The 20154-nt window shown below is 68.7% G+C and carries 14 protein-coding genes and 2 pseudogenes; 11 read left to right on the forward strand and 5 right to left on the reverse strand.

Going from position 1 to position 20154, the window contains the following annotated elements; translation table 11 throughout:
* Window positions 1-5: 5 nt before the first annotated feature.
* Window positions 6-1190 carry an IS30 family transposase gene (locus RHA1_RS37000; RefSeq protein WP_011599188.1) on the reverse strand — a complete coding sequence of 395 codons (1185 nt, stop codon included), beginning with the start codon at window positions 1188-1190 and terminating at the stop codon, window positions 6-8.
* Between the two features lie 48 nt (window positions 1191-1238).
* Here RHA1_RS37000 and RHA1_RS37005 point away from each other — a divergent pair.
* The 6 genes and pseudogenes from RHA1_RS37005 to RHA1_RS37030 form a co-directional block, all read left to right on the forward strand.
* Window positions 1239-1385: pseudogene (locus RHA1_RS37005) on the forward strand (transposase); the annotation flags it as partial.
* A gap of 143 nt (window positions 1386-1528) precedes the next feature.
* Window positions 1529-2582: pseudogene (locus tag RHA1_RS37010) on the forward strand (tyrosine-type recombinase/integrase).
* 2 nt (window positions 2583-2584) lie between these two features.
* Window positions 2585-2902: a helix-turn-helix domain-containing protein gene (locus tag RHA1_RS37015; RefSeq protein ID WP_007296740.1), complete on the forward strand. Its 318-nt coding sequence runs from the start codon at window positions 2585-2587 to the stop codon at window positions 2900-2902.
* Window positions 2903-2904: 2 nt separating this feature from the next.
* Window positions 2905-4515 carry a site-specific integrase gene (locus tag RHA1_RS37020; RefSeq protein ID WP_007296739.1) on the forward strand — a complete coding sequence of 537 codons (1611 nt, stop codon included), beginning with the start codon at window positions 2905-2907 and terminating at the stop codon, window positions 4513-4515.
* Between the two features lie 36 nt (window positions 4516-4551).
* Entirely contained in the window at window positions 4552-5163 is a 612-nt protein-coding gene (locus tag RHA1_RS37025; protein WP_011599191.1) for an IS256 family transposase, read from the forward strand.
* Window positions 5164-5800: 637 nt separating this feature from the next.
* Entirely contained in the window at window positions 5801-6064 is a 264-nt protein-coding gene (locus RHA1_RS37030) for a YciI family protein (RefSeq protein WP_007296737.1), read from the forward strand.
* Window positions 6065-6502: 438 nt separating this feature from the next.
* Here the strand turns inward: RHA1_RS37030 and RHA1_RS37035 are convergent, their stop codons facing one another.
* Window positions 6503-8110, reverse strand: a complete 1608-nt coding sequence (locus RHA1_RS37035) for an FMN-binding glutamate synthase family protein (protein ID WP_007296736.1) — start codon at window positions 8108-8110, stop codon at window positions 6503-6505.
* A 296-nt stretch (window positions 8111-8406) separates the two neighbouring features.
* Between RHA1_RS37035 and RHA1_RS37040 the strand changes: the two genes are divergently transcribed.
* On the forward strand, window positions 8407-8913 hold the full coding sequence (locus tag RHA1_RS37040) for a MarR family winged helix-turn-helix transcriptional regulator (RefSeq protein ID WP_007296735.1): 507 nt from the start codon (window positions 8407-8409) through the stop codon (window positions 8911-8913).
* On the opposite strand, the gene RHA1_RS37045 is transcribed toward RHA1_RS37040, so the two are convergent.
* From RHA1_RS37045 to RHA1_RS37055, 3 genes are read right to left on the reverse strand one after another with little or no spacing between them, the layout of a single operon-like run.
* Window positions 8885-9262, reverse strand: coding sequence for a hypothetical protein (locus RHA1_RS37045; RefSeq protein ID WP_007296734.1), 378 nt, complete (start codon window positions 9260-9262; stop codon window positions 8885-8887). The genes RHA1_RS37040 and RHA1_RS37045 overlap by 29 nt on opposite strands.
* Window positions 9259-10281 carry an SDR family oxidoreductase gene (locus RHA1_RS37050; RefSeq protein ID WP_007296733.1) on the reverse strand — a complete coding sequence of 341 codons (1023 nt, stop codon included), beginning with the start codon at window positions 10279-10281 and terminating at the stop codon, window positions 9259-9261. Before RHA1_RS37050 ends, RHA1_RS37045 begins: the two co-directional genes overlap by 4 nt.
* Before the next feature lie 47 nt (window positions 10282-10328).
* The gene (locus tag RHA1_RS37055) at window positions 10329-12089 is read right to left on the reverse strand and encodes a glycoside hydrolase family 15 protein (protein ID WP_011599193.1); all 1761 of its coding nucleotides are present in this window, start codon (window positions 12087-12089) and stop codon (window positions 10329-10331) included.
* A gap of 355 nt (window positions 12090-12444) precedes the next feature.
* On the opposite strand from RHA1_RS37055, the gene RHA1_RS37060 reads away from it, so the two are divergent.
* From RHA1_RS37060 to RHA1_RS37075, 4 genes are all read left to right on the forward strand, one after another.
* The gene (locus RHA1_RS37060) at window positions 12445-14238 is read left to right on the forward strand and encodes a thiamine pyrophosphate-requiring protein (protein WP_007296731.1); all 1794 of its coding nucleotides are present in this window, start codon (window positions 12445-12447) and stop codon (window positions 14236-14238) included.
* Window positions 14239-14251: 13 nt separating this feature from the next.
* Window positions 14252-15355 carry an enolase C-terminal domain-like protein gene (locus RHA1_RS37065; RefSeq protein WP_007296730.1) on the forward strand — a complete coding sequence of 368 codons (1104 nt, stop codon included), beginning with the start codon at window positions 14252-14254 and terminating at the stop codon, window positions 15353-15355.
* 72 nt (window positions 15356-15427) lie between these two features.
* Window positions 15428-18499, forward strand: a complete 3072-nt coding sequence (locus RHA1_RS37070) for an FAD-binding and (Fe-S)-binding domain-containing protein (RefSeq protein ID WP_011599194.1) — start codon at window positions 15428-15430, stop codon at window positions 18497-18499.
* Between the two features lie 23 nt (window positions 18500-18522).
* Complete coding sequence (locus tag RHA1_RS37075) at window positions 18523-20082, forward strand: phytoene desaturase family protein (RefSeq protein ID WP_007296728.1); 1560 nt, start codon at window positions 18523-18525, stop codon at window positions 20080-20082.
* Window positions 20083-20154: the final 72 nt, after the last annotated feature.

Here is a 20154-nt window from a genome sequence, read left to right on the forward strand (position 1 = left end):
TTCCACTAGTCGTGGCGAATCATCGGGTAATCGTGCAGGGGCCACCATCGTCGCACAGCCTGGTTCGGAGTGAGGTCATTCAGGCATAGCCTCGGACGGTCGTTGAGTTCGGTGGCGACCTCGTCGAGCTGGTCTTGGGTCCAGCCGCTTAGGTCAGTTCCCTTCGGGAAATACTGCCGCAGAAGTCCATTCGTGTTTTCGTTTGATCCCCGCTGCCACGGCGAGTGGGGATCGGCGAAGTAGATCTTCAGGCCGGTGGCGTCCGCGATACGCTCGTGGTGAAACATCTCGTTGCCCTGGTCCCAGGTAAGCGACCGACGCAGGGAGACGGGCATCTGCGTGAAGCGCTCGATGAGAGCATCCCCGACGACTTGCGCGGAGTGGCCACCACGGATCGCGACCAGGATGGTCAATCGCGTCTTGCGCTCGACGAGTGGCGCGATCGCCGATCTCTGGCCGGCGCCGATGATGAGGTCGCCCTCGATATGCCCTACCCGACGACGTGATTCCACGTGGGCTGGCCGTTGCGCGATGGGCGTCATATTCGTTGACTGCTTGAGCGAACCGTCCCGGGATCGTCCGCGGCCACGGCGCCGGCGATAAGTCCGGCCGGTGCGCAAAGACCCGCCAGTCGCAGCCAAGACCAGTCCGCGGTACACCGCTTCATAGATCGTCTCAACGCACACGTGCCACGCCGTGCGGCGTGGGTAACGTCGCCGCAGCCACCGGCTGATCTGTGCCGGTGACCAGCGCTTGCCGAGCTTAGCGGCGACGAGCCGACGCAGCGTGTCATCGTGGGTGAACACACGCACTTTCGGGCGTCGTCGACGCTGGTGTGCCTGGTTGTGGGCGTACCACGGTTGGTAGCGACCATCGGATTTTCGATTGCGTGCGATCTCCTTGTACACCGACTGGAAGCTTTTGCCGATGCGTTCCGCGATCGTCTTGACCGACTCCTCACGGGCCAGCCCGTCGGCGATCTCGATACGGTCGTCTTGGCTCAAGTAACGGCTACTGATCGGACTCTCGACATAAGACATACTGCCAGCGTCGATGAACCACAGCGACCCACAGCTCAGCGGCACGCCGACCGTCGCTGCCGCCTTCGATCCTGAGTGGCCTTGTCTGATCAGCTCGAAGTAGCGGCGCTTGTCTTCCTGTGGTGACTTGTTCCACGCATACCTGGGCATCGTAATCCTCTCGGGAAAGGATTCGCCTCGATCAGTGGAATCCGCCCGGTGTATCCGGTGCTGTTCATCGATGCCATCCACGTCAAGATCCGCGACGGTCAGGTCGCCAACCGGCCCGTCTATGTCGCCATCGGCGTCACCACCGCCGGGGAACGCGAGATCCTCGGGCTGTGGGCAGGTGACGGCGGGGAGGGATATGGAACGCGCACAGGTTCGTTTCCGTAGTTTTGTGCTGCTGCCTGAGGGTTTCCCACTGATTGGCGTGTCGTTGATCTTCGAGGTGGAAGCCCGCGAGTTAAGGTGTTACCGCGAAATGCTAGGTGCGAGGAAGGCGTGCGGTGGGCGACGAGCGATTGCGGGTGATCTCGGGCGACGTCGCACCGATCGTGGCGACGCGAGATCCGCAGTGGTTCCAGGCCGAATGCGTGGAGGCGTTCGTCGCGTCGTGGACCGCGCGTGGATTCGCGGCATCGACGATCGCCAACGACATCGGTGTCCTGGAGCGGATGCTCGCGGGGCTGGGTCGGCCGGTGTGGGAGGTGACCGCCGCCGACGTCGACCGGGTGGTGGGCGAGCTGGCCAACTCGGGTCGAGCGGTATCGACGCGGCGTAACTACCTGCAGGTGTTCAAGGGGTTTCACCGGTTCCTCGAGGTCCGCAAGGCCGCGGAGATCGAGGCAGCATTCGGGGTGCGGCTGGCCTGTCCGCTGGACGAGTTCAACGCCACCCGCCACGTCAGCGACGACTCGCCGGCTGCGGAGGCACCGCCGACACCGGAGCGGGTGGGCGGCGTTCTTCGAGGTCCCCAAGCAACGGATCGCGACCGCCCGCAAGTACGGCCCGGCCGCGCGGGACTACGCGTTGTTCCGCACGCTGTACCACGCCGGCCTACGATCCGAGGAGGTCGTGATGCTCGACCGCGGCGACGTCCACTTCGGGCGAGGCACGTTCGGCAAACTGCATGTGCGCTTCGGAAAGGGCGCCAAAGGATCCGGGCCGCGGCCGCGCTGGGTGCCGATGCTGGACGGGCTGGATCTGGTGTTGCGCTGGTATCTCGACGACGTGCGCGGCCGGTTCCCGGACAGCGCGGCGCTGCTGTGCGACGAGTCCGGCGGACGGATGGCCGCGGCCACGATCCGCAACCGGCTGCGGCACCTGATGAGCGTGGAAGGACGGCCCGAAGCGGAGTGGTTCAGCCCGCACGCGATGCGTCGCGCCTGCGCCACCCACAACTACGAGCGCGGCGTGGATCTGGTTGCCATCCAACAACTTCTAGGCCACTGGACGGTCGCGTCGACCATGCGGTACGTGCGCCCGTCGGAAACGTTCATCGAAGACGCCTACCAACGCGCGATCTCGGCGACGCTGACCGAGTTGGCCGGACAGGAGTGAGCATGCAGATCAGGTGGAAACTCCGGATGGCCGCCGCCCACCGCGAGGTCTGGACCGGCACCCAGCTGCAACGGCTGCTCGCCGAGAAGGCCGGATTGGAACTGTCCTCGGCGTCGGTGTCGGCGTTGTTCACCAAACAGCCCAGCCAGCTCAAGCTGTCCACCCTGATCGCGCTGTGCACCGCCTTGGACTGCACACCGAACGACCTGTTCGACATCGATACCACCCCAGTCGCACAACCGATCTCGTCGAACCCGACCAAGGTCGCGGCGAACGACACACAGGCGTCGCGGCGGGGCCGGTCGATGCCGCCGATCTGAGCATGACCCGCCGGATCCGGGACTGCCGCCGCTGCGGCCGCGCGGTCGGCAAACCCGACCGTGACCTGTGTGCACGCTGCCACTGGGCGGCCTCCCACGCCCCGGTCACCCACCCCTGCCCGCGCTGCGGCGTCGACCGGGTCCTGCAGCCGGACACCGGCCGCTGCGTGCGCTGCTCGCGCACCTGCCGACAGTGCCAGGCCCCGGTGTTGTTCGTCGACCGAGACCTGTGCAAGGAATGTCTCCGACGGCAACGGCGAGACGCCGATCGAGCCGACTGCCCGCGCTGCAGCAAACGCCGGATACTGCGACCGGCCACCGGCCTGTGCGGTTCGTGTTCGCATCCGGGCCGGCCACCGAATCCGGACACGGCCTGCGTCGACTGCGGCCGGGTCACCCGACTGACCGGTGCCGGGCGGTGTCGATCCTGTTGGGAACGCTCGCCGCACAGGATCACCGTCCGCGCCGCCAATCTCGCCGAGGCACTGGCTGATCCGCCAAACTGGCTGGGCACCTTCGCCGCCTACCTGGTCGGCCGCCATCACCCCAGCCGCGCGTGCGCCATGCTCACCCGACTCGGCAAGCACCTGACCGACGAGCACCCGACGCATCCGCAGGCACTGCTGGGAGCTGTCGCCGACGACGTGCCGCTCGCGCGGGCCCTGGAAGACTTCCTCACCGCGAGCAAGCTGGCACTGCCGCCCGACCGCGACGAACGCCGCGCCGCCGCCCGCCGCCAGTCCCGCATCGACGCCGTGCCCGCCCCCTTGCGACCGGCGGTGACCGGGTTCGCCGAACACCTTGTCGCCGGCCGCGATCGCGCCCGCCGCGCCGGCACCCGCCCGCGCGGGCACACCACGCTCGAGGCTCGCCTCACCGCGGTGCGTGACTTCGCGCAATTCCTGACCGCGCGCCGCTGCAAGACCGACTGGGCGACCGCCGATGTCGGCGACATCGAAGCGTTCCTGCACGCACATCCCGGCCGACGGGCCTCCTACCTGACCGGACTGCGCCAATTCTGCCGCTACGCGCTGCGCCGACGGTTGCTGCTCATCGACCCCACCGCAGGGGTGCAAGCGCCGCAGACCATGGCATTCAGGGGACCGACGCTTCCCGTCGACCGGCAGCGCGAGTTGTTCCGGCGATGGAGCACCGACCCCGAGGTGCACCCGCACGAGGCGTTCGTCGGGCTGGCCGCCCTACTGCACGGCGCTACCACCCAGGAACTGCAACACCTCACCGACGACGATATCGACCATGAACAGCACCGCATCAGGCTGGGGCGTCGACCGCAGCCTACTCCGTTGGACCCGTGGACCTGGACCGCGCTGCAACGCTGCCTGCAGCACCGTAAGAACTTGGGCAGCAACAACGCCCATGTGCTGATCACTATGCAGACCAAGGCCACCCGCGCGGCCGCCTCCGACTCCTACGTCAAGCAGACCCTGCGCGAGGTCGGTATCCAACCCAGAATCCTGCGCTCCACCCGGCTGGTCGACCTCATCGGCACGGTCGACGCGAAACTCGTCGCCGCCGCTTACGGCATGACCAGCGAGGCCGTCATCGCCTACCTCTCCGACCACGTCGACTTCGCCCGGCTGCCGAACCCGTGACAGTTCAGGCGCCACCTCGCACACGTTCGCGCGAACGTGTGCGCTTTGGCCAAGTTCTGGCTCGCCGTCCTGACGGAAATCCGCAACCGCGGGGTCGCAGACGTGTGCATCGCCGTCTGCGACGGACTCAAGGGACTGCCCGACGCGATCACTACCGTGTGGCCACTCACGGTGGTGCAGACCTGCCTGATTCACCTCTTGCGTAACACCTTTCGTTACGCATCGCGTCAGTACTGGGACGAAATGTCACGGGACCTGCGGCCGATATACACCGCTGTCAACGAGGCCGCGGCCAAGGAGCAGTTCACCGAGTTCGCCGACAAATGGGGGCCGAGGTATCCGGCGATTGTCCGGCTGTGGGAAAGCGCCTGGAGCGAGTTCGTGCCCTTCCTCGACTACGACCCCGAGATCCGCCGGGTCATTTGCTCAACGAACGCGATCGAGTCCCTCAACGCGCGCTACCGGCGGGCGGTGCGGGCGAGGGGCCACTTCCCCAGCGAGCAGGCCGCGCTCAAGTGCCTCTACCTCGCCACCCGGTCGCTGGACCCGACGGGTAAGGGAAGAGCACGATGGGTGACGAGGTGGAAGCCGGCCCTCAATGCGTTTGCTATCACATTCGAAGGCCGAATCACCCCAACCGTGATCTAGATTCATGCGCCAGAACTGGATCCACCGATGTTCTGACAGTCCCGTCGACGATCGTCATGCCCCGCGATTCCAGCAGCTGCCGTGCTGGGGAATGGTCTTGAACGGTTTGCCGTAGGCGGGCTGGCTCATGAGGATAAAGAAAACCAGCCTCCCCCTCGAATGAGTGGAAGGCTGGCCGTGTTGGCGTCAACTGTACCGGAACCGGTCTGGTCGTTCCTTCCTCGGTTCGGCGCCAGGTGTCGGCGCCACTTGTCTTCCATACAACGCGCAATGGTTGCGATTGCGCAATGGTTGGGTGCAGGATTGGGTATGAGGCGTGTGTGCGCCGGCAGCTGCAGACCGGCAACGGGGCAGGTGAGGCGGTGGTGTGACGTCGCGTGCTGGTCGGGCATCGCGACGGCGTCGGGTGTCGGGGTCGAGGACGTCGTCCCGACGCCGCACTGTAGGTGCGGTTGCCGAGGGCACGAGGTGAATTCGTCAGACGGTGACCTCGCGTCTAGGCAATGTGCCTGCGCCACCGACCGCCGTGCCGGAAGCGCGCACGCAACCATGGGAGTGGGCTGACAAGTGGCAGTGGTGGTCGTTCGCGACTGCGCACCATCCCGAGAGGTCGCCCCGGGAAGAAATCGAGAACAGTATGCCTACGTTCGTCGTCGAGTACACCTACAGTCCCGAATCCTCGTCCGGTCGTGACGATCACCGCACCGATCATCATGCATGGCTCGCGGAATTGGTTCGCCGCAAGGTGGTGCTGTCGTCGAGTCCCGTCGCCGACCACAGCGGCTTCCAGTTCATCGTCGACGCCGCCGATGCCGACACCGTGGCCCGCCTGTTCGGGCACGACCCGTTTGCGCAGGCACACCTCGTATCCCATGTATCCATCAGCCCCTGGAACCGGTGACAGGACGATCTCACGAGTTATGGGAGCCGGTTGTGGGCAAAGGTTGAGATGTCCGGTGACGAGGTAGCTGAGAGCGACTCGTACCCGCAACGGTGCAGCCTCCGGTCACGATCCGGGACCGGAGGGGCCCCGCGGGTGCCCGGAGGCGATCGACGTGGCTCCTCCCGCTGCCACGTGTCGAAGCGTCGCGCCCGCGCGATGTGGGGGTACCCCAACCGCGCGGTGGGGCACGGAACCTTCCGTAGCCGTCCGGCTGGGATGTGACGGTGAAAAGGGACTGTGACAGATTGCGCGGCAGAAGACCCGCACTGCGAGGGTTCGTACATTTCGGGTGGCGTCCTGACCCGTGACGCCGGCCGCTTTCCCGGGCGAGGGTCTTGCGCTGCCCGCCAACGTCCACGCGTCTGAGTATCACTCGTTTCCGGGGTTTGGTGCGCTTTAGGGTCGGTGTCCCGGCTCGGCGCCGGGGTGGAAGGTGTCCGCGCTGGCTTCGGCCCAGTCGGCGGCCCAGGCGCGCGGTGTGTGATGGAGAAGTTCACCGGGCGTCAACCATTCGTAGATTTCGGCGTAGGAACTCACCCGGGTCGGGGTGATCTTCTTTCGCAGCAGGTGCGGGCCGAGCCCGGACGGGTCGGTGACGCCCATCGAGGCCATGATCTGCACGGCCTGGCGGACGGTGGCCTCGTGGTAGCGGTACGCGCGAAGGCTCTTGTCCGCCACGTCGAGGGCCCGGGTGCGCTTCGGGTCCTGGGTCGCGACACCGACCGGGCAGGTGTTGGTGTGACAGCGTTGCGCCTGGATGCAGCCGATGGCCATCATCATCGCCCGGGCGGCGTTGGTGTAGTCCGCGCCCTGGATCAGCCGCTTGACGATGTCGTTGCCGACCGCGACCTTGCCGCTGGCCCCGAGCCGGATCTGCTCCCGCAGTCCGGTGCCGACGAGGGCGTTGTGGACGGTCATCAACCCATCGGTCAGCGGCAGACCCACATGGTCTTCGTATTCGAGGGGTGCGGCGGCGCTGCCGCCCTCGGCGCCGTCGACGACGATGAAGTCCGGTCCCGTGCCCATCTCCAGGATCGCCTTGCAGATCGCGAGGAGCTCCACCCGCGAGCCCACACACAGCTTCAGTCCAACCGGTTTGCCGCCGGAAATATCGCGCATCCGGGCAACGAATTCGATCATCTCCCGTGGGGTGTGGAACGCGGAATGCGCCGCGGGGCTGACGCATTTCTCCCCGACCGGCACGCCCCGGTATTCGGCGATCTCGGCGCTCACCTTCGCTGCCGGCAGCACACCCCCGACGCCGGGTTTCGCGCCCTGGCTCAGCTTCAGCGAGATCGCCTTGACCTGTTCGTGTGCGGCCTTGTCGGCGAACCGGTGCGGATCGAACTGCCCACCTGGGGTGCGGGTGCCGAAGTATCCGGACCCGATCTCCCAGATGATGTCACCGCCGCCGGACAGGTGGTACGGGGTCAGGCCGCCCTCGCCGGTATCGTGGGCGAACCCGCCCCGGGCGGCGGCGCTATTCAACGCGCGCAGCGCGTTCGCGGACAGCGCACCGAAACTCATCGAGGAAATGTTCAGCAGGGACATCGAATACGGCCGGGAGCAGTCCGCGCCGCCGACGAGCACCCGCGGCGGATGCTCGGGTTCGGCGGCCGGCATCACCGAGTGCACCAGATATTCGTAGCCGACCTCTTCGATGTCGCGTTCGGTGCCGAACGACAGTTCACCGTGGATCCCTTTGGCGCGTTCGTAGATGACGGTGCGCACGTCCCGGTCGAAGGGGCGGCCGTCGAAGTTGCGTTCGATGAAGTACTGCTGCAGTTCCGGGCGCAGGCTTTCCAGTAGATACCGCAGATGCCCGAGGATCGGATAGTTACGCAGCACCGAATGCCGACGCTGCAGCAGGTCGTAGAGGCCGACGATCAGCAACACCGCCAGCAGCGAAGCAACCGCCCACCATGCCCAGGACCCGAGCGCGGCCGCGGCGGTGACGACACCGAGCCCGAGGACGGTGAATCCGACGATCAGGAACCGGAACATCGACACCCTTCCCCGCCGAGGAACAACGAAGGCGGAGCATCCCAGGTTCGAGCTGATGGGCACGGAGTGCAGGACACCCCTGACCAACCGGCGTGCCCGCTCCCCCACGGCCCGGCGTTGCGACCATGCAGCCGTCTCATCGGCAGTTCACTTCCTTGAAGGCCGTCCCGCCGCGAGAGGCAGGTGGTCCCGGATGGTTGCGCCTGCCGGCAGGCGAGGTAGTTGCGGGGAGAGCCCACCTACCATCCAACGCGCAATGGTTGCGGTTGCGCAATGGTCGGGTGCAGGATTTGGGTATGAGCGCGGTGCGGGGACAGCAGGCGGAGTCGGGGCAACGGTTCACCGAGCAGGTGGAGGCGGTGTTGTGGGCGTCGCGGGCGCTGGTGGGGATCGCGGCGGCCTCGGTCGCCGAGGTCGAGGATCTCGTCACGGTGCCGCACCTGCGGATTCTGGTGATGGTCGACACCCGGGGGCCGCTGAATCTGGGGGCGGTCGCCGAGGCGCTGGGAGTCAATCCCTCCAACGCCTCGAGGGCGGTGGACCGGCTGATCAAGTCCGGGTTGCTGGATCGGCGCGATGCCCCGGAGGATCGGCGGAATCTGAATCTGACGCTCACCGCCGCCGGGCAGGAGCTGGTGGATCGGGTCAGCACCCATCGCCGGGAGGCGATTTCGGGGGTCCTGGAGCGGATGACACCGGAGGATCGGGATGCGTTGGCGTCCGCGTTGCGCCGCTTCGCCGCCGCCGCGGGCGAGCCGATCGACGGTGATGTGCTCACGTTGTTGTGGCCGCCCGCCCACTGAGCGTGCTGTCGGCGCAGGCGTGTGCGGTCCGCACACCGGCGATGGTGAAACCGTTGGCGCACACCATTTCTGCGATCGCGGTCCGGCGGCGGCGCCGATCGCACGCGGCGACCATCATGCTGGCCGCGTGCACGGCGTCGACACTCGCGCCGCACCGCAGCGCCGATGGTGTGGGCAGCGCGGTGGTGACCGCGGCCTGCAGCAGATGCCGGGCGCCGAGTAGCCGCAGCACCAGCTGGTCGCGGCGGCGCAGCGGCCGTCTCAGTAGGCGGGCGGGCACCAGGTTCGGGGCGCTCAGTTGCAGCAGCCCGTAACCGACTCGAATTACCACGAGGGTGCGGGCGGTCATCGTCGCCGCCGGGCCGTAAGGACGGTGGCGGCGCCGGCGGCGAGCAGGCCGGCGGCGGCGCCGAGGATCCCGTGGTGCTGGGAGGCCCACAGTTGCCCGCTGCGGGTGTGGGCTTGGGCGTCGAAGATGCCGTGGGCGCCGAAGTCGTGGCCGTCGGGGTCGTCGGCGGGGTGCCACAGATTCGTCGGTTGCTGCGGGTCGCGGGGCTGGTCGGTTTGCTGGGAGGAGATCCCGGTGGCCGCGAGGTACCGGTCGAGCAGACCCGGGGCGATGGCGTTGGCGGCGAGGGTGGCGGCGGTGCTGGCGCCGACCCAGTATTCGCGGCGGGCGGGGTGCTCGGCGGCGTAGAGGACGGCGCGGGCGGCGACCTCGGGTTGGAAGATCGGCGGCACCGGCTGCGCGTGGTGGGGCAGCCGGCTGAGCACCCAGGAGAACTGGGGGGTGTTGACCGCGGGCATCTGCACCATCGTCACCCGGATGTTCGAGCCCTCGTGCAGCAACTCGCAGCGCAGTGCCTCGTGAAATCCCTGGATGGCGTGCTTGGCGCCGCAGTAGGCGCTCTGCAGCGGGATGCCGCGGTAGGCGAGTGCGGAGCCGACCTGCACGATCGTGCCCGCATTCCGGGGCCGCATGCGGCGCAGCGCGGCCATCGTGGCGTAGACGTAGCCGAGGTAGCTGACCTCGGTAACCCGGCGGTATTCGGCCGCGGAGATGTCGGTGAACGGGGCGAAGACGGAGGTGAAGGCGACGTTGACCCAGATGTCGATCGGTCCGAGGGTGTTCTCGACGAGGTCGGCGGCGGCCTCGACCTGGTCGGGGTCGGCGACGTCGGTGGGCACCGCCAGCGCGATTGCCCCGGCGTCCTCCACCTCCCGAACGGCTCCTTCGAGGCCCTTCTTTCCGCGGGCGAGGAGGGCGATCTGGTCGTGGCGGCCGGCGAACGCGCGGGCGACGGCGCGGCCGATGCCGCCGGAGGCGCCGGTGATCACGACGACGCGTCCGGGTGCCGGTGTGCTCATGGTGGGCGTTCCTTTCGGGCGTGGCAGTTCCTGGCGGCAAGGGATTTTCAGGGGTCCGCCGGCCACGGGCGGGCGAGGCGGTGCGCGGATTCGAGCAGCAGTGCGTGGACGAACGCCTGCGGCAGGTTGCCCCGCAGTTGGTGTTCGATGACGTCGAATTCCTCGGTGAACAGGGCCGGGGAGCCGCAGGCGGCCCGGTTGCGTTCGAACCAGCGCACCGCGTCGATGTCGCGGCCTTGCTGGTGTTCGGCCAGGGCCAGGAGGAACCCGCAGAGCAGGAACGCGCCTTCGGCGTCGGCGAGGGGCCGCTCGTCCTGGCGGAACCGGTACACGTAGCCGTCGCGGCCGAGTTCGCTACGCACGGCGGCCAGGGTCCGGGTGGTGCGCGGATCCGAGGCCGGCAGGGCCCCGCGGAGCGCCGGCAGCAGCAGCGCCGCATCGACCCGCTCGTCACGGGGGGTGCGTTGCCACCGGCCGGTGTGGTGCACGCAATCTCGGGCGGTGTCGGTGACAATCCGGTCGGCGAGATGAGACCAGGACGCCGACTGCGGGGCCGGGGCGGCGGCGGCGATCGCCCGCAGCCCGGCCGCGCAGATCAGCCGCGAGTGCGCCCAATGCTCGTTACGGAGTTCCCAGATGCCGGCGTCGCGGCGTCGCCAGCGGTGCTCGATCGCCGCCACCGCGATTTCGGCGGACTTCCAGTGCTCGCGGTCGAGCCGGTCGTGGCGGTCGGCGGCGGCGAGCAGCAGCAGCGCCTCACCGAAATTGTCGAGTTGGAACTGGTCGTTGACCCAGTTTCCGGTGCGGGCGTCACCGCCCGGATAGCCGGGCAGATCGAGGGTGGTCTCGTCCGGAACGCGGCCCCCGCCGACGGTGTAGGCGGGTTTGAGGTCGGGGCCGTCGGCGAGCAGGCGGTCGCTGACGAAGCCGACGGCGTCGTCGAGGAGCGGCAGCGGACCGGCTGCGGCGACGGCGTGTCCGGCGTAGCACTGGTCCCGGATCCAGCAGTACCGGTAGTCGTAGTTGCGGCCCTGCTCGGCGCGTTCGGGCAGGGCGGTGGTGGCGGCGGCGACCATGCCCCCGGTGCTGCTGGTCAGCCCGCGCAGTACCGCGTAGGCGTGCCGGGTGTCGCGGTCGGCCAGCGATCCGTCGATCCGCGGAACCTCCTGGTGCCAGGCGTGTTCGGTGCGCTCCCACAACCGGCCTGGGTCCGGCACGGTACCGGGCAGGGCGTTGTCGCCGATCTCGAGGACCAGATCGTGATGATGGCCGGCGGGGATGTCGAGAACCGCCTCGAGCCGTCCGCTGCGGTGATGCGCCGCCGGCGCCCCGGACCAGCGCACCTGCAGGGGCCCGGCGCGCAGTGTCCGGATCCCGTCCCGGTGGCCGATCTGCTGCATCGGATGTGCACCGAAGTCGGCGGCCACGTCGAGTCGCACCGTGACCTGCGCGTCGCCGTCGACGGCCAGGACCCGGCGCAGCAGGACCGCGGTGTGCCGGTCGCCGGGAAAGGCGAGCGCCTCACGGCATTCGACGATGCCGGTGGTCGTAACCCAGCGGCTGCGCCAGATCAGCGTGCCGTGCTCGTAGTACCCACCCCAGGTGAACCGCCGGTCGGTCGGCGCGAGGGCGTAGACGCCGGGACCACCGAGCAACACCGAGAACACCGCGTCGTCGTGCCAGGTCGGCACGCACAACCACGCGATGTCCCCGCGCGGGCCGATCAACGCGCCGCGCTCACCGTCGGCGATCAACGAATACTCCCGCAGCACGTGTGGGGGAAACAGCGCACCGGCCGTGGTCACCATCGAACCACCCTTCACATCGCAATCTTTGCGCGCTCGCAAACAACTGTCGTCGAATCGAGTTCCCGATGACCGGACGCTCAAACCGTGAACTCGGATTGATCAGGAAAATCTCAGAATGTGCGACCGCCGCGGGGCCGCCGTCGAGATCGGCGAAACTTTGCCTCAGCCCTTGCGCTATCGCAACCTTTGCGCGTACAGATGGAGGAGGACGTCCGCCGCTCGAGAAGGCCACACCCTGCGAGCCGGCGCGGACCGCGTCACGTCGCGGGACGTCGATCCCGTGTCGGTCAGACGCCCCAGCCGGCCGACCCCCGCCGGGCCGAAGACGTCGCACCTGCCGCGAGGAGGACCACCGATGGCCAGCCAGAACGTCGCCGACTACCTACTCGAACGCCTGCGCGCGTGGGGGATCGAGCACGTGTTCGCCTACGCCGGGGACGGCATCAACGCCATCCTCGCCGCCTGGGCCCGCGCGGACAACCGGCCGCAGTTCGTCCAGGCCCGGCACGAGGAGATGTGCGCATTCGAAGCCGTCGGCTACGCGAAGTTCACCGGCCGGGTCGGGGTGTGCATGGCCACCTCCGGGCCGGGCGCGGTGCACCTGCTCAACGGCCTCTACGACGCCAAACTCGACCACGTCCCGGTGGTCGCGATCGTCGGGCAGACCAACCGCACCGCCATGGGCGGCTCCTATCAGCAGGAGATCGACCTACTCAGCCTCTACAAGGACGTCGCCAGCGACTACGTGCAGATGGTCACCGTCCCGCAGCAACTGCCCAACGTCCTCGACCGGGCCATCCGGGTGGCCCTGACCCAACGCGCCCCCACCGCCCTGATCATCCCGGCGGACGTGCAGGAACTCGACTACTCCCCGCCCACCCACGAGTTCAAGATGGTGCCCTCCAGCATCGGTATCGACTGGCCCACCACCACCCCCGACGATCAGGCGATCATGCGGGCGGCGGAGATCCTCAACGCCGGCAGCAAGGTCGCGATGTTGGTCGGGCAGGGTGCCCGCGGCGCGCACGAGGAGATCGCCCAGGTCGCCGACCTGCTCGGCGCCGGGGCCGCGAAGGCACTGCTGGGCAAGGACGTGCTCTCCGACGAACTGACCTGGGTCACCGGGTCCATCGGTCTGCTGGGTACCCGCCCGTCCTACGAGCTGATGACCGGCTGCGACACCCTACTCACCATCGGGTCGTCCTTCCCCTACAGCCAGTTCCTGCCCGAGTACGGGCAGGCCCGCGGCGTGCAGATCGACATCGACGGCCGGATGATCGGGATCCGCTACCCCAACGAGGTCAACCTGGTCGCCGACGCGACAACCGCGCTGCGCGCCCTGATCCCCCATCTGATCCGTAAGGACGATCGGTCCTGGCGGGAGGAGATCGAGGCGAATGTGGCCCGCTGGTGGGAAACGATGGACATGCAAGCCCAGGTGGACGGCGATCCGGTCAACCCTCTGCGGCTGTTCGGCGAACTGTCCCCCCGGCTGCCCGACGATGCGATCGTCACCGCCGACTCCGGGTCGTCGGCGAACTGGTACGCCCGCCAGTTGCGGTTCCGCGGGAACATGCGCGGCTCCCTGTCCGGGACGCTGGCAACCATGGGACCCGGTGTCCCGTACGGGATCGGCGCCAAATTCGCCCATCCCGGCCGCCCGGTGATCGTCTTCGCCGGCGACGGCGCCATGCAGATGAACGGGCTCGCCGAACTGATCACCGTCAAGCATTACTGGCGGCAGTGGGACGACCCTCGGCTGATCATCGCGATCCTGCACAACAACGACCTCAACCAGGTCACCTGGGAGATGCGGGCGATGTCCGGGTCCCCCAAATTCGCCGAGTCGCAAACCCTTCCGGACGTCGACTACGCCGGGTTCGCCGCGTCCCTGGGATTGCACGGCGACACCGTCACCGGCCCCGATCAACTCGCCGGGGTCTGGGAGACAGCGTTGTCGGCGGACCGGCCCACCGTCCTGGACGTGCACACCGACCCGAACATGCCCCCGATCCCCCCGCATGCGACGTGGGAGCAGTTCAAGTCCGCCACCGCCGCGGTCCTGGGCGGCGACGAGGACTCCTGGGGGTTCATCAAGACCGGGATCAAGACCAAGGCGCAGGAATTCCTCCCCCACAAGAACACGTGAGCCGAGATCCGTCATGATCGACACCCCGATCACCGACCTGACCGCGACCGCCTACACCATCCCCACCGACGCGCCGGAGGCCGACGGCACCCTGACCTGGGACTCCACCACGATGGTGCTGGCGCAGGTGTCCGCGGGCGGGCAGGTCGGGACGGGCTGGACCTACGCACCCCCCGCGGCCGCGGCCGTGGTCACCGGGATCCTCGCCGACCTGATCACCGGCGGCGACCCGACGGCAGTGCCCGGCCTGCACGAAACCATGGCCGCGGCAATCCGCAACGCCGGCCGCCCCGGGATCGCCGGGTGCGCCCTCTCCGCGGTCGACATCGCCCTGTGGGACCTCAAAGCCCGGCTACTCGCGGTGCCGCTGCACCGGTTGCTCGGCGCCGCCCGCGACACGGTGCCGATATACGGGTCCGGCGGATTCACCACCTATCACCGTCACCAACTCGAGACGCAACTGTCCGAATGGGTGCAGGAGCAGTCGATTCCGCGGGTGAAGATCAAGATCGGCGAAGGCTGGGGCACCCGCACCGACCGGGACCTCGACCGGATCCGGCAGGCCCGCCGCGTCATCGGTGACGACACCGAACTGTATGTGGACGCCAACGGCGCCTACGGGCGCAAACAGGCGATCCGGGTGGCCGCCAACGCCGCCGACGCGAATGTGGTCTGGTTCGAAGAACCGGTCTCCTCCGACGACCTCGACGGACTTCGCGAGATCCGGCAGGTCGTGCGCCCGGATGTGGCCGCCGGCGAATACGGCTACGACCTGCCCTATTTCGAGCGGATGTGCGCCGCCGGGGCGGTGGACTGCCTGCAGGCCGACATCACCCGCTGCGGCGGCATCACCGACTGGCTGCGGGTGGCCGCCGTCGCCGCCGCCCACAACCTGGAGATCTCCGGGCACTGCGCACCCCATGCGCACGCCCATGCCGCCGCCGCGATCCCGAATCTGCGGCACCTGGAGTGGTTTCACGACCACGTCCGGATCGAACAGCGGTTCTTCGACGGCGCGTTCAATCCCGCCGGCGGTGCCCTGCGACCGGACCCGCACGCTCCGGGGCACGGTCTTGCCCTGCGCGCACCCGACATCGCACCGTTCCAGATCGCCTGATCCGGACATGAAGGAGTCGACACCGATGTCCAGGACTTACCCCGGTCGCGTCCTCGCCGCACCGGTTCCCGCATGTTGCGAAGCTCTGTCCGCTCCTGGCTCGAGGAGGTTGCGGTGACCGTCGAGCACACCCGTACCACTCCCCTGTTCCAGGCTCTCGAACAGCGCCTGCGCGAGACGGTCGACGGTGAGGTGCGGTTCGACCCCGGTTCGCGGGCAGCGTATTCCACCGACGCCTCCAATTACCGGCAGGTCCCGATCGGGGTGGTCATCCCCCGCACCCCGGATGCCGCCGCGGCGGCGATCGCGGTGTGCCACGAGCACGACGTTCCAGTCCTCTCCCGCGGTGGGGCGACCAGCCTGGCTGGGCAGTGCTGCAACACCGCGGTGGTGCTGGATTGGAGCAAGCACTGCACCGACATCGAATCCCTGGACGCCGAGGCCGGCACCCTGGTGGTGCAACCCGGCATCGCCCTCGACCCGCTCAACGACCACCTCGCCCGGTGGGGGTGGATGGTCGGCCCGAAACCGTCCACCCACGTCTCCTGCACCATCGGCGGCATGATCGGCAACAACTCCTGCGGGTCCACCGCGCAGGCCTACGGGAAAATGGCCGACTCGGTCCGCCGCCTGGAAATCCTCACCTACGACGGACACCGGATGTGGGTCGGCCCCACCACACCAGCCGAACTCGAGCGCATCACCGCCACCGGCGACCGCACCGCCGACATCTACACCGGCCTACGTCAACTGGCCGACACCTACGCCGACGAGATCCGTGCCCGCTACCCCGACATCCCCCGCCGGGTATCCGGCTACAACCTCGACCAACTGTTGCCCGAGAACAACTTCCATGTCGCCCGCCTGCTCGTCGGCTCGGAAAGCACCCTGGTCACCGTCCTGCGGGCGGAACTGTCCCTGGTGCGGGTGCCGGCAGCGACATCGCTGGTCCTGCTCGGGTTCGACAACATCTGCGCCGCCGCCGACGCCGTCCCCCAGATCCTCGAACACACCCCGGCCGCACTGGAAGGGATCGACCACCGGTTGGTGCAGCTCGAGCACAGCCAGCACCTCGCCGCCGCCGCCCTGCGGGAGCTCCCCGACGGAAACGCGTGGCTGATGGTGCAATTCAACGGCGACACCAAAGACGACGCCGACCGCGCAGCGCAGGCCATGATCGACGACCTGCACTCGGTCACCCCGCACGCAAAGCTCCTCGACAATCCCGACCACGAGAAACAGGTATGGGCCGCCCGCGAGGCCGGCCTCGGCGCCACCGCCTATCCGCCGAACGACCCGGAAACCCACGAGGGCTGGGAGGACGCCGCCGTCCCACCCCGCTTCCTCGGCAACTACCTCCGCGACTTCCGCAGGCTGCTCGATGACTACGGGTACGGGACCGCGTCCCTGTACGGGCATTTCGGGCACGGCTGCGTCCACACCCGCATCCCGTTCGACCTGCGCACCGCCGAGGGCATCGCGAAGTACCGGTCCTTCGCCACCGCATCCGCCCAGCTGGTGGTCGACTACGGCGGATCTTTGTCCGGGGAGCACGGCGACGGGCAATCCCGCGGGGAACTGCTGCCGATCATGTTCGGGGACCGCCTGGTCACCGCCTTCGAAACCCTCAAACGACTCTTCGACCCCGACAACCGGATGAACCCCGGCAAGATCGTCCACCCCTACCGCCTCGACGAAAACCTGCGGCAAGGAACCCACTACCTGCCGCTCGAACCGGCCACCCACTTCGCCTACCCCGACGACGAGCACCGGTTCAGCCGCGCCGCCGCCCGCTGCGTCGGCGTCGGCAAATGCCGAGGCCACGAATCCGGGGTGATGTGCCCGTCCTACCGGGCCACCGGCGAAGAGGAACACTCCACCCGCGGACGCGCCCGACTGCTGTTCGAAATGCTCCAGGGCGAGGTCATCACCGACGGCTGGAAATCGGTCGCCGTCCGCGATGCCCTCGACCTGTGCCTGGCCTGCAAAGGCTGCCTGTCCGACTGCCCGGTGAACGTCGACATGGCCACCTACAAAGCCGAATTCCTCTCCCACCACTACCGGCGGCGGATCCGGCCCCGCGCCCACTATTCGATGGGCGCGATACCCCTATGGGCCCGGATTGCGGCCGTCGCACCCACCCTGATCAACAACCTCACCCACACCCCCGGACTGAAGACGGTGCTCGAGGCCGCCGGCGGCGTCGACTCCCGCCGGCCGTTCCCTCGGTTCGCGCGGCGGCGGTTCACCGCCACCTGGCGCCGCCGAGCACCGGCGCCCCGCCCCGGCAGCCGGGGACGGGTGGTGCTCTGGCCGGACACCTTCACCAACAACTTCGACCCGCAGATCGCCGCCGATGCGGTCACCGTGCTCGAGGCCGCCGGGTTCACCGTCGAGGTCCCCACCCAGGCGGTGTGCTGCGGGCTGACCTGGATCTCCACCGGCCAACTCACCACCGCCAAGCATGTTCTCCGCCGCACCCTGACGGTGCTGGCGCCCGCGCTGCGGGCCGGCACCCCGATCGTGGTCCTCGAACCGAGCTGCGCGGCGGTGTTCCGCTCGGACCTGCCGGAGTTGTTGCACGGCAACGAAGATGCCCACCGGCTCGCCCAACAGACCGTCACCCTGGGCGAGCTCCTGCAACAGAAGGCACCGGACTGGTCCCCACCGAGGCTTCACGGGGTGGCGGCGCTGGTCCAGCCGCATTGCCACCAGCACGCGGTCCTCGGCTACGACTCCGACGACAAGGCCCTGCGAGCGGCCGGGGTGGACACCCGCGTCCTCGACGCCGGATGCTGCGGTCTCGCCGGGAACTTCGGGTTCGAAAAAGGGCACTACGAGGTGTCCGTCGCCTGCGCCGAAGACACCCTCCTACCCACCCTCCGCACAGCGGACCCCTCGACCCTGGTGCTCGCCGACGGGTTCAGTTGCCGCACCCAGATCCGCGACCTGCACCCCGGCGCGTCGCCTCTGCACGGGGCGCAGGTCCTCGCCGCCGCCATCCGCGGCGACGACCCCACCGACTCCCGGGCACAGGCCGAGGTGTCCCGGCCCACCGTCCCGACGCGGACCGCGCTCCTGGCCGCCCCCACCGCGGTGGCCCTCGCCCTGCTCGTCCGCCGGATGCGCCACCCACACCACTGACCCCGCCCGGTACAGGAGAAATTATGCCCAGACACATCAACGATGTCGTGGTCATCGGATCGGGACCGAACGGGCTGGCCGCCGCCGTCCTCTGCGCCCGCGCCGGACTGGACGTCCAGGTCCTCGAGGACCAACCCACCCCCGGCGGTGGGTGCCGCACCGAGGAGATCGCCCTCGCCGGCGCCGCACTGCCGCACGACCTCTGCTCGGCGGTGCACCCGATGGCCGCCGCGTCCCCGTTCTTCACCGCCTTCGACCTCCCCGCCCGCGGGGTCCAACTCAACGTTCCCGCAGCGTCCTACGCCCACCCGCTCGACCACCGTCCCGCCGGGATCGCCTACCCCGACCTGACACGGACGACCACCGAACTCGCCGAATACGGCACCCCCGGCGACGCCGCCGCCTGGCAGAACCTGATGCACCCGCTGGTCGACGACTTCACCACCCTCGTCGCCCTCTGTCTCGGGGACATGCGCTCGATTCCCCCCGCCGCCCGCGACGTGCCCGGGATTCGGACCGCGCTCGGCTTCGCCACCCGGGTCCTCGAGCAAGGAACCCGGGCATGGAACCGCCGGTTCACCGACGACCTGGCGCCGGCGATGCTGACCGGCATCGGCGGGCACGTCCCCGCCCCCATGCCCTCGCTCGCCGGCGCCGCCACCATGCTGCTGCTCGGCTCCGCCGCCCACACCGTCGGCTGGCCGATCCCCACCGGCGGCTCCCAGGCCATCACCAACGCACTGATCAACGACCTGCACGCTCACGGCGGACACCTCGACTGCGAGCAAGGTGTCTCGGACTGGCGGCTGCTGCCCCCGGCCCGAGCGTATCTATTCGACACCTCCCCCTGGATGCTGGCCCACATCCTCGGCAACCGGCTGCCGAGCCGGTACCGGCGGGCGATCAACCGCTACCGTCCCGGCCTCGGGATCGCGAAGGTCGACTTCGTCCTCAATGATGCGGTGCCATGGGCGGATCCGCGGGTGCAGCAGGCCGGGTCGGTGCACTGCGGCGGCACCCGGGCCGAGATCACCGCCGCCGAAACCGCCATCGCCGCCGGCCACCACCCACCCAGACCCTTGGTTCTGGTCAGCCAACCCGCCGTCGTCGACCCCACCCGGGTCAATCGGGAGGCCCGGCCGCTGTGGACCTACACCCACGTCCCCAACGGCTCCGACACCGATGTCACCGAGACGATCACCGCGCAGATCGAACGATTCGCACCCGGCTTCCGCGACACCGTCGTCACCTCCCGCTGCACTCCCGCCGCCCGGCTGAGCGCCCACGACCTCAACTACCGCGGCGGCGACATCGCCGCCGGACGGGTGTCGATGTACCGGATGATTGCCCGCCCCGCACCGAAATGGAACCCGTACCGCACCCCGCTCGACGGCGTGTACCTGTGCTCGGCATCCACCCCACCCGGACCCAGCGTCCACGGAATGCCCGGCTACTACGCCGCCCGGCAGGTCCTGAAAGACAAATTCGGTATCACCACACTCCCCCACCTCGGACCCACCCCGGAACAACGCGCCACCGCACCGACGAACACCGACGATCGAAACCGGCGGTCGTCTCCGTGAACCCGCATCGGCTCCGCCACAACGACATCGACGTACAGCGCACCCGCGGCCCCGACCGTCGACGGTGCCGCG

Source organism: Rhodococcus jostii RHA1, assembly GCF_000014565.1.
Lineage (GTDB): Bacteria > Actinomycetota > Actinomycetes > Mycobacteriales > Mycobacteriaceae > Rhodococcus_F > Rhodococcus_F jostii_A.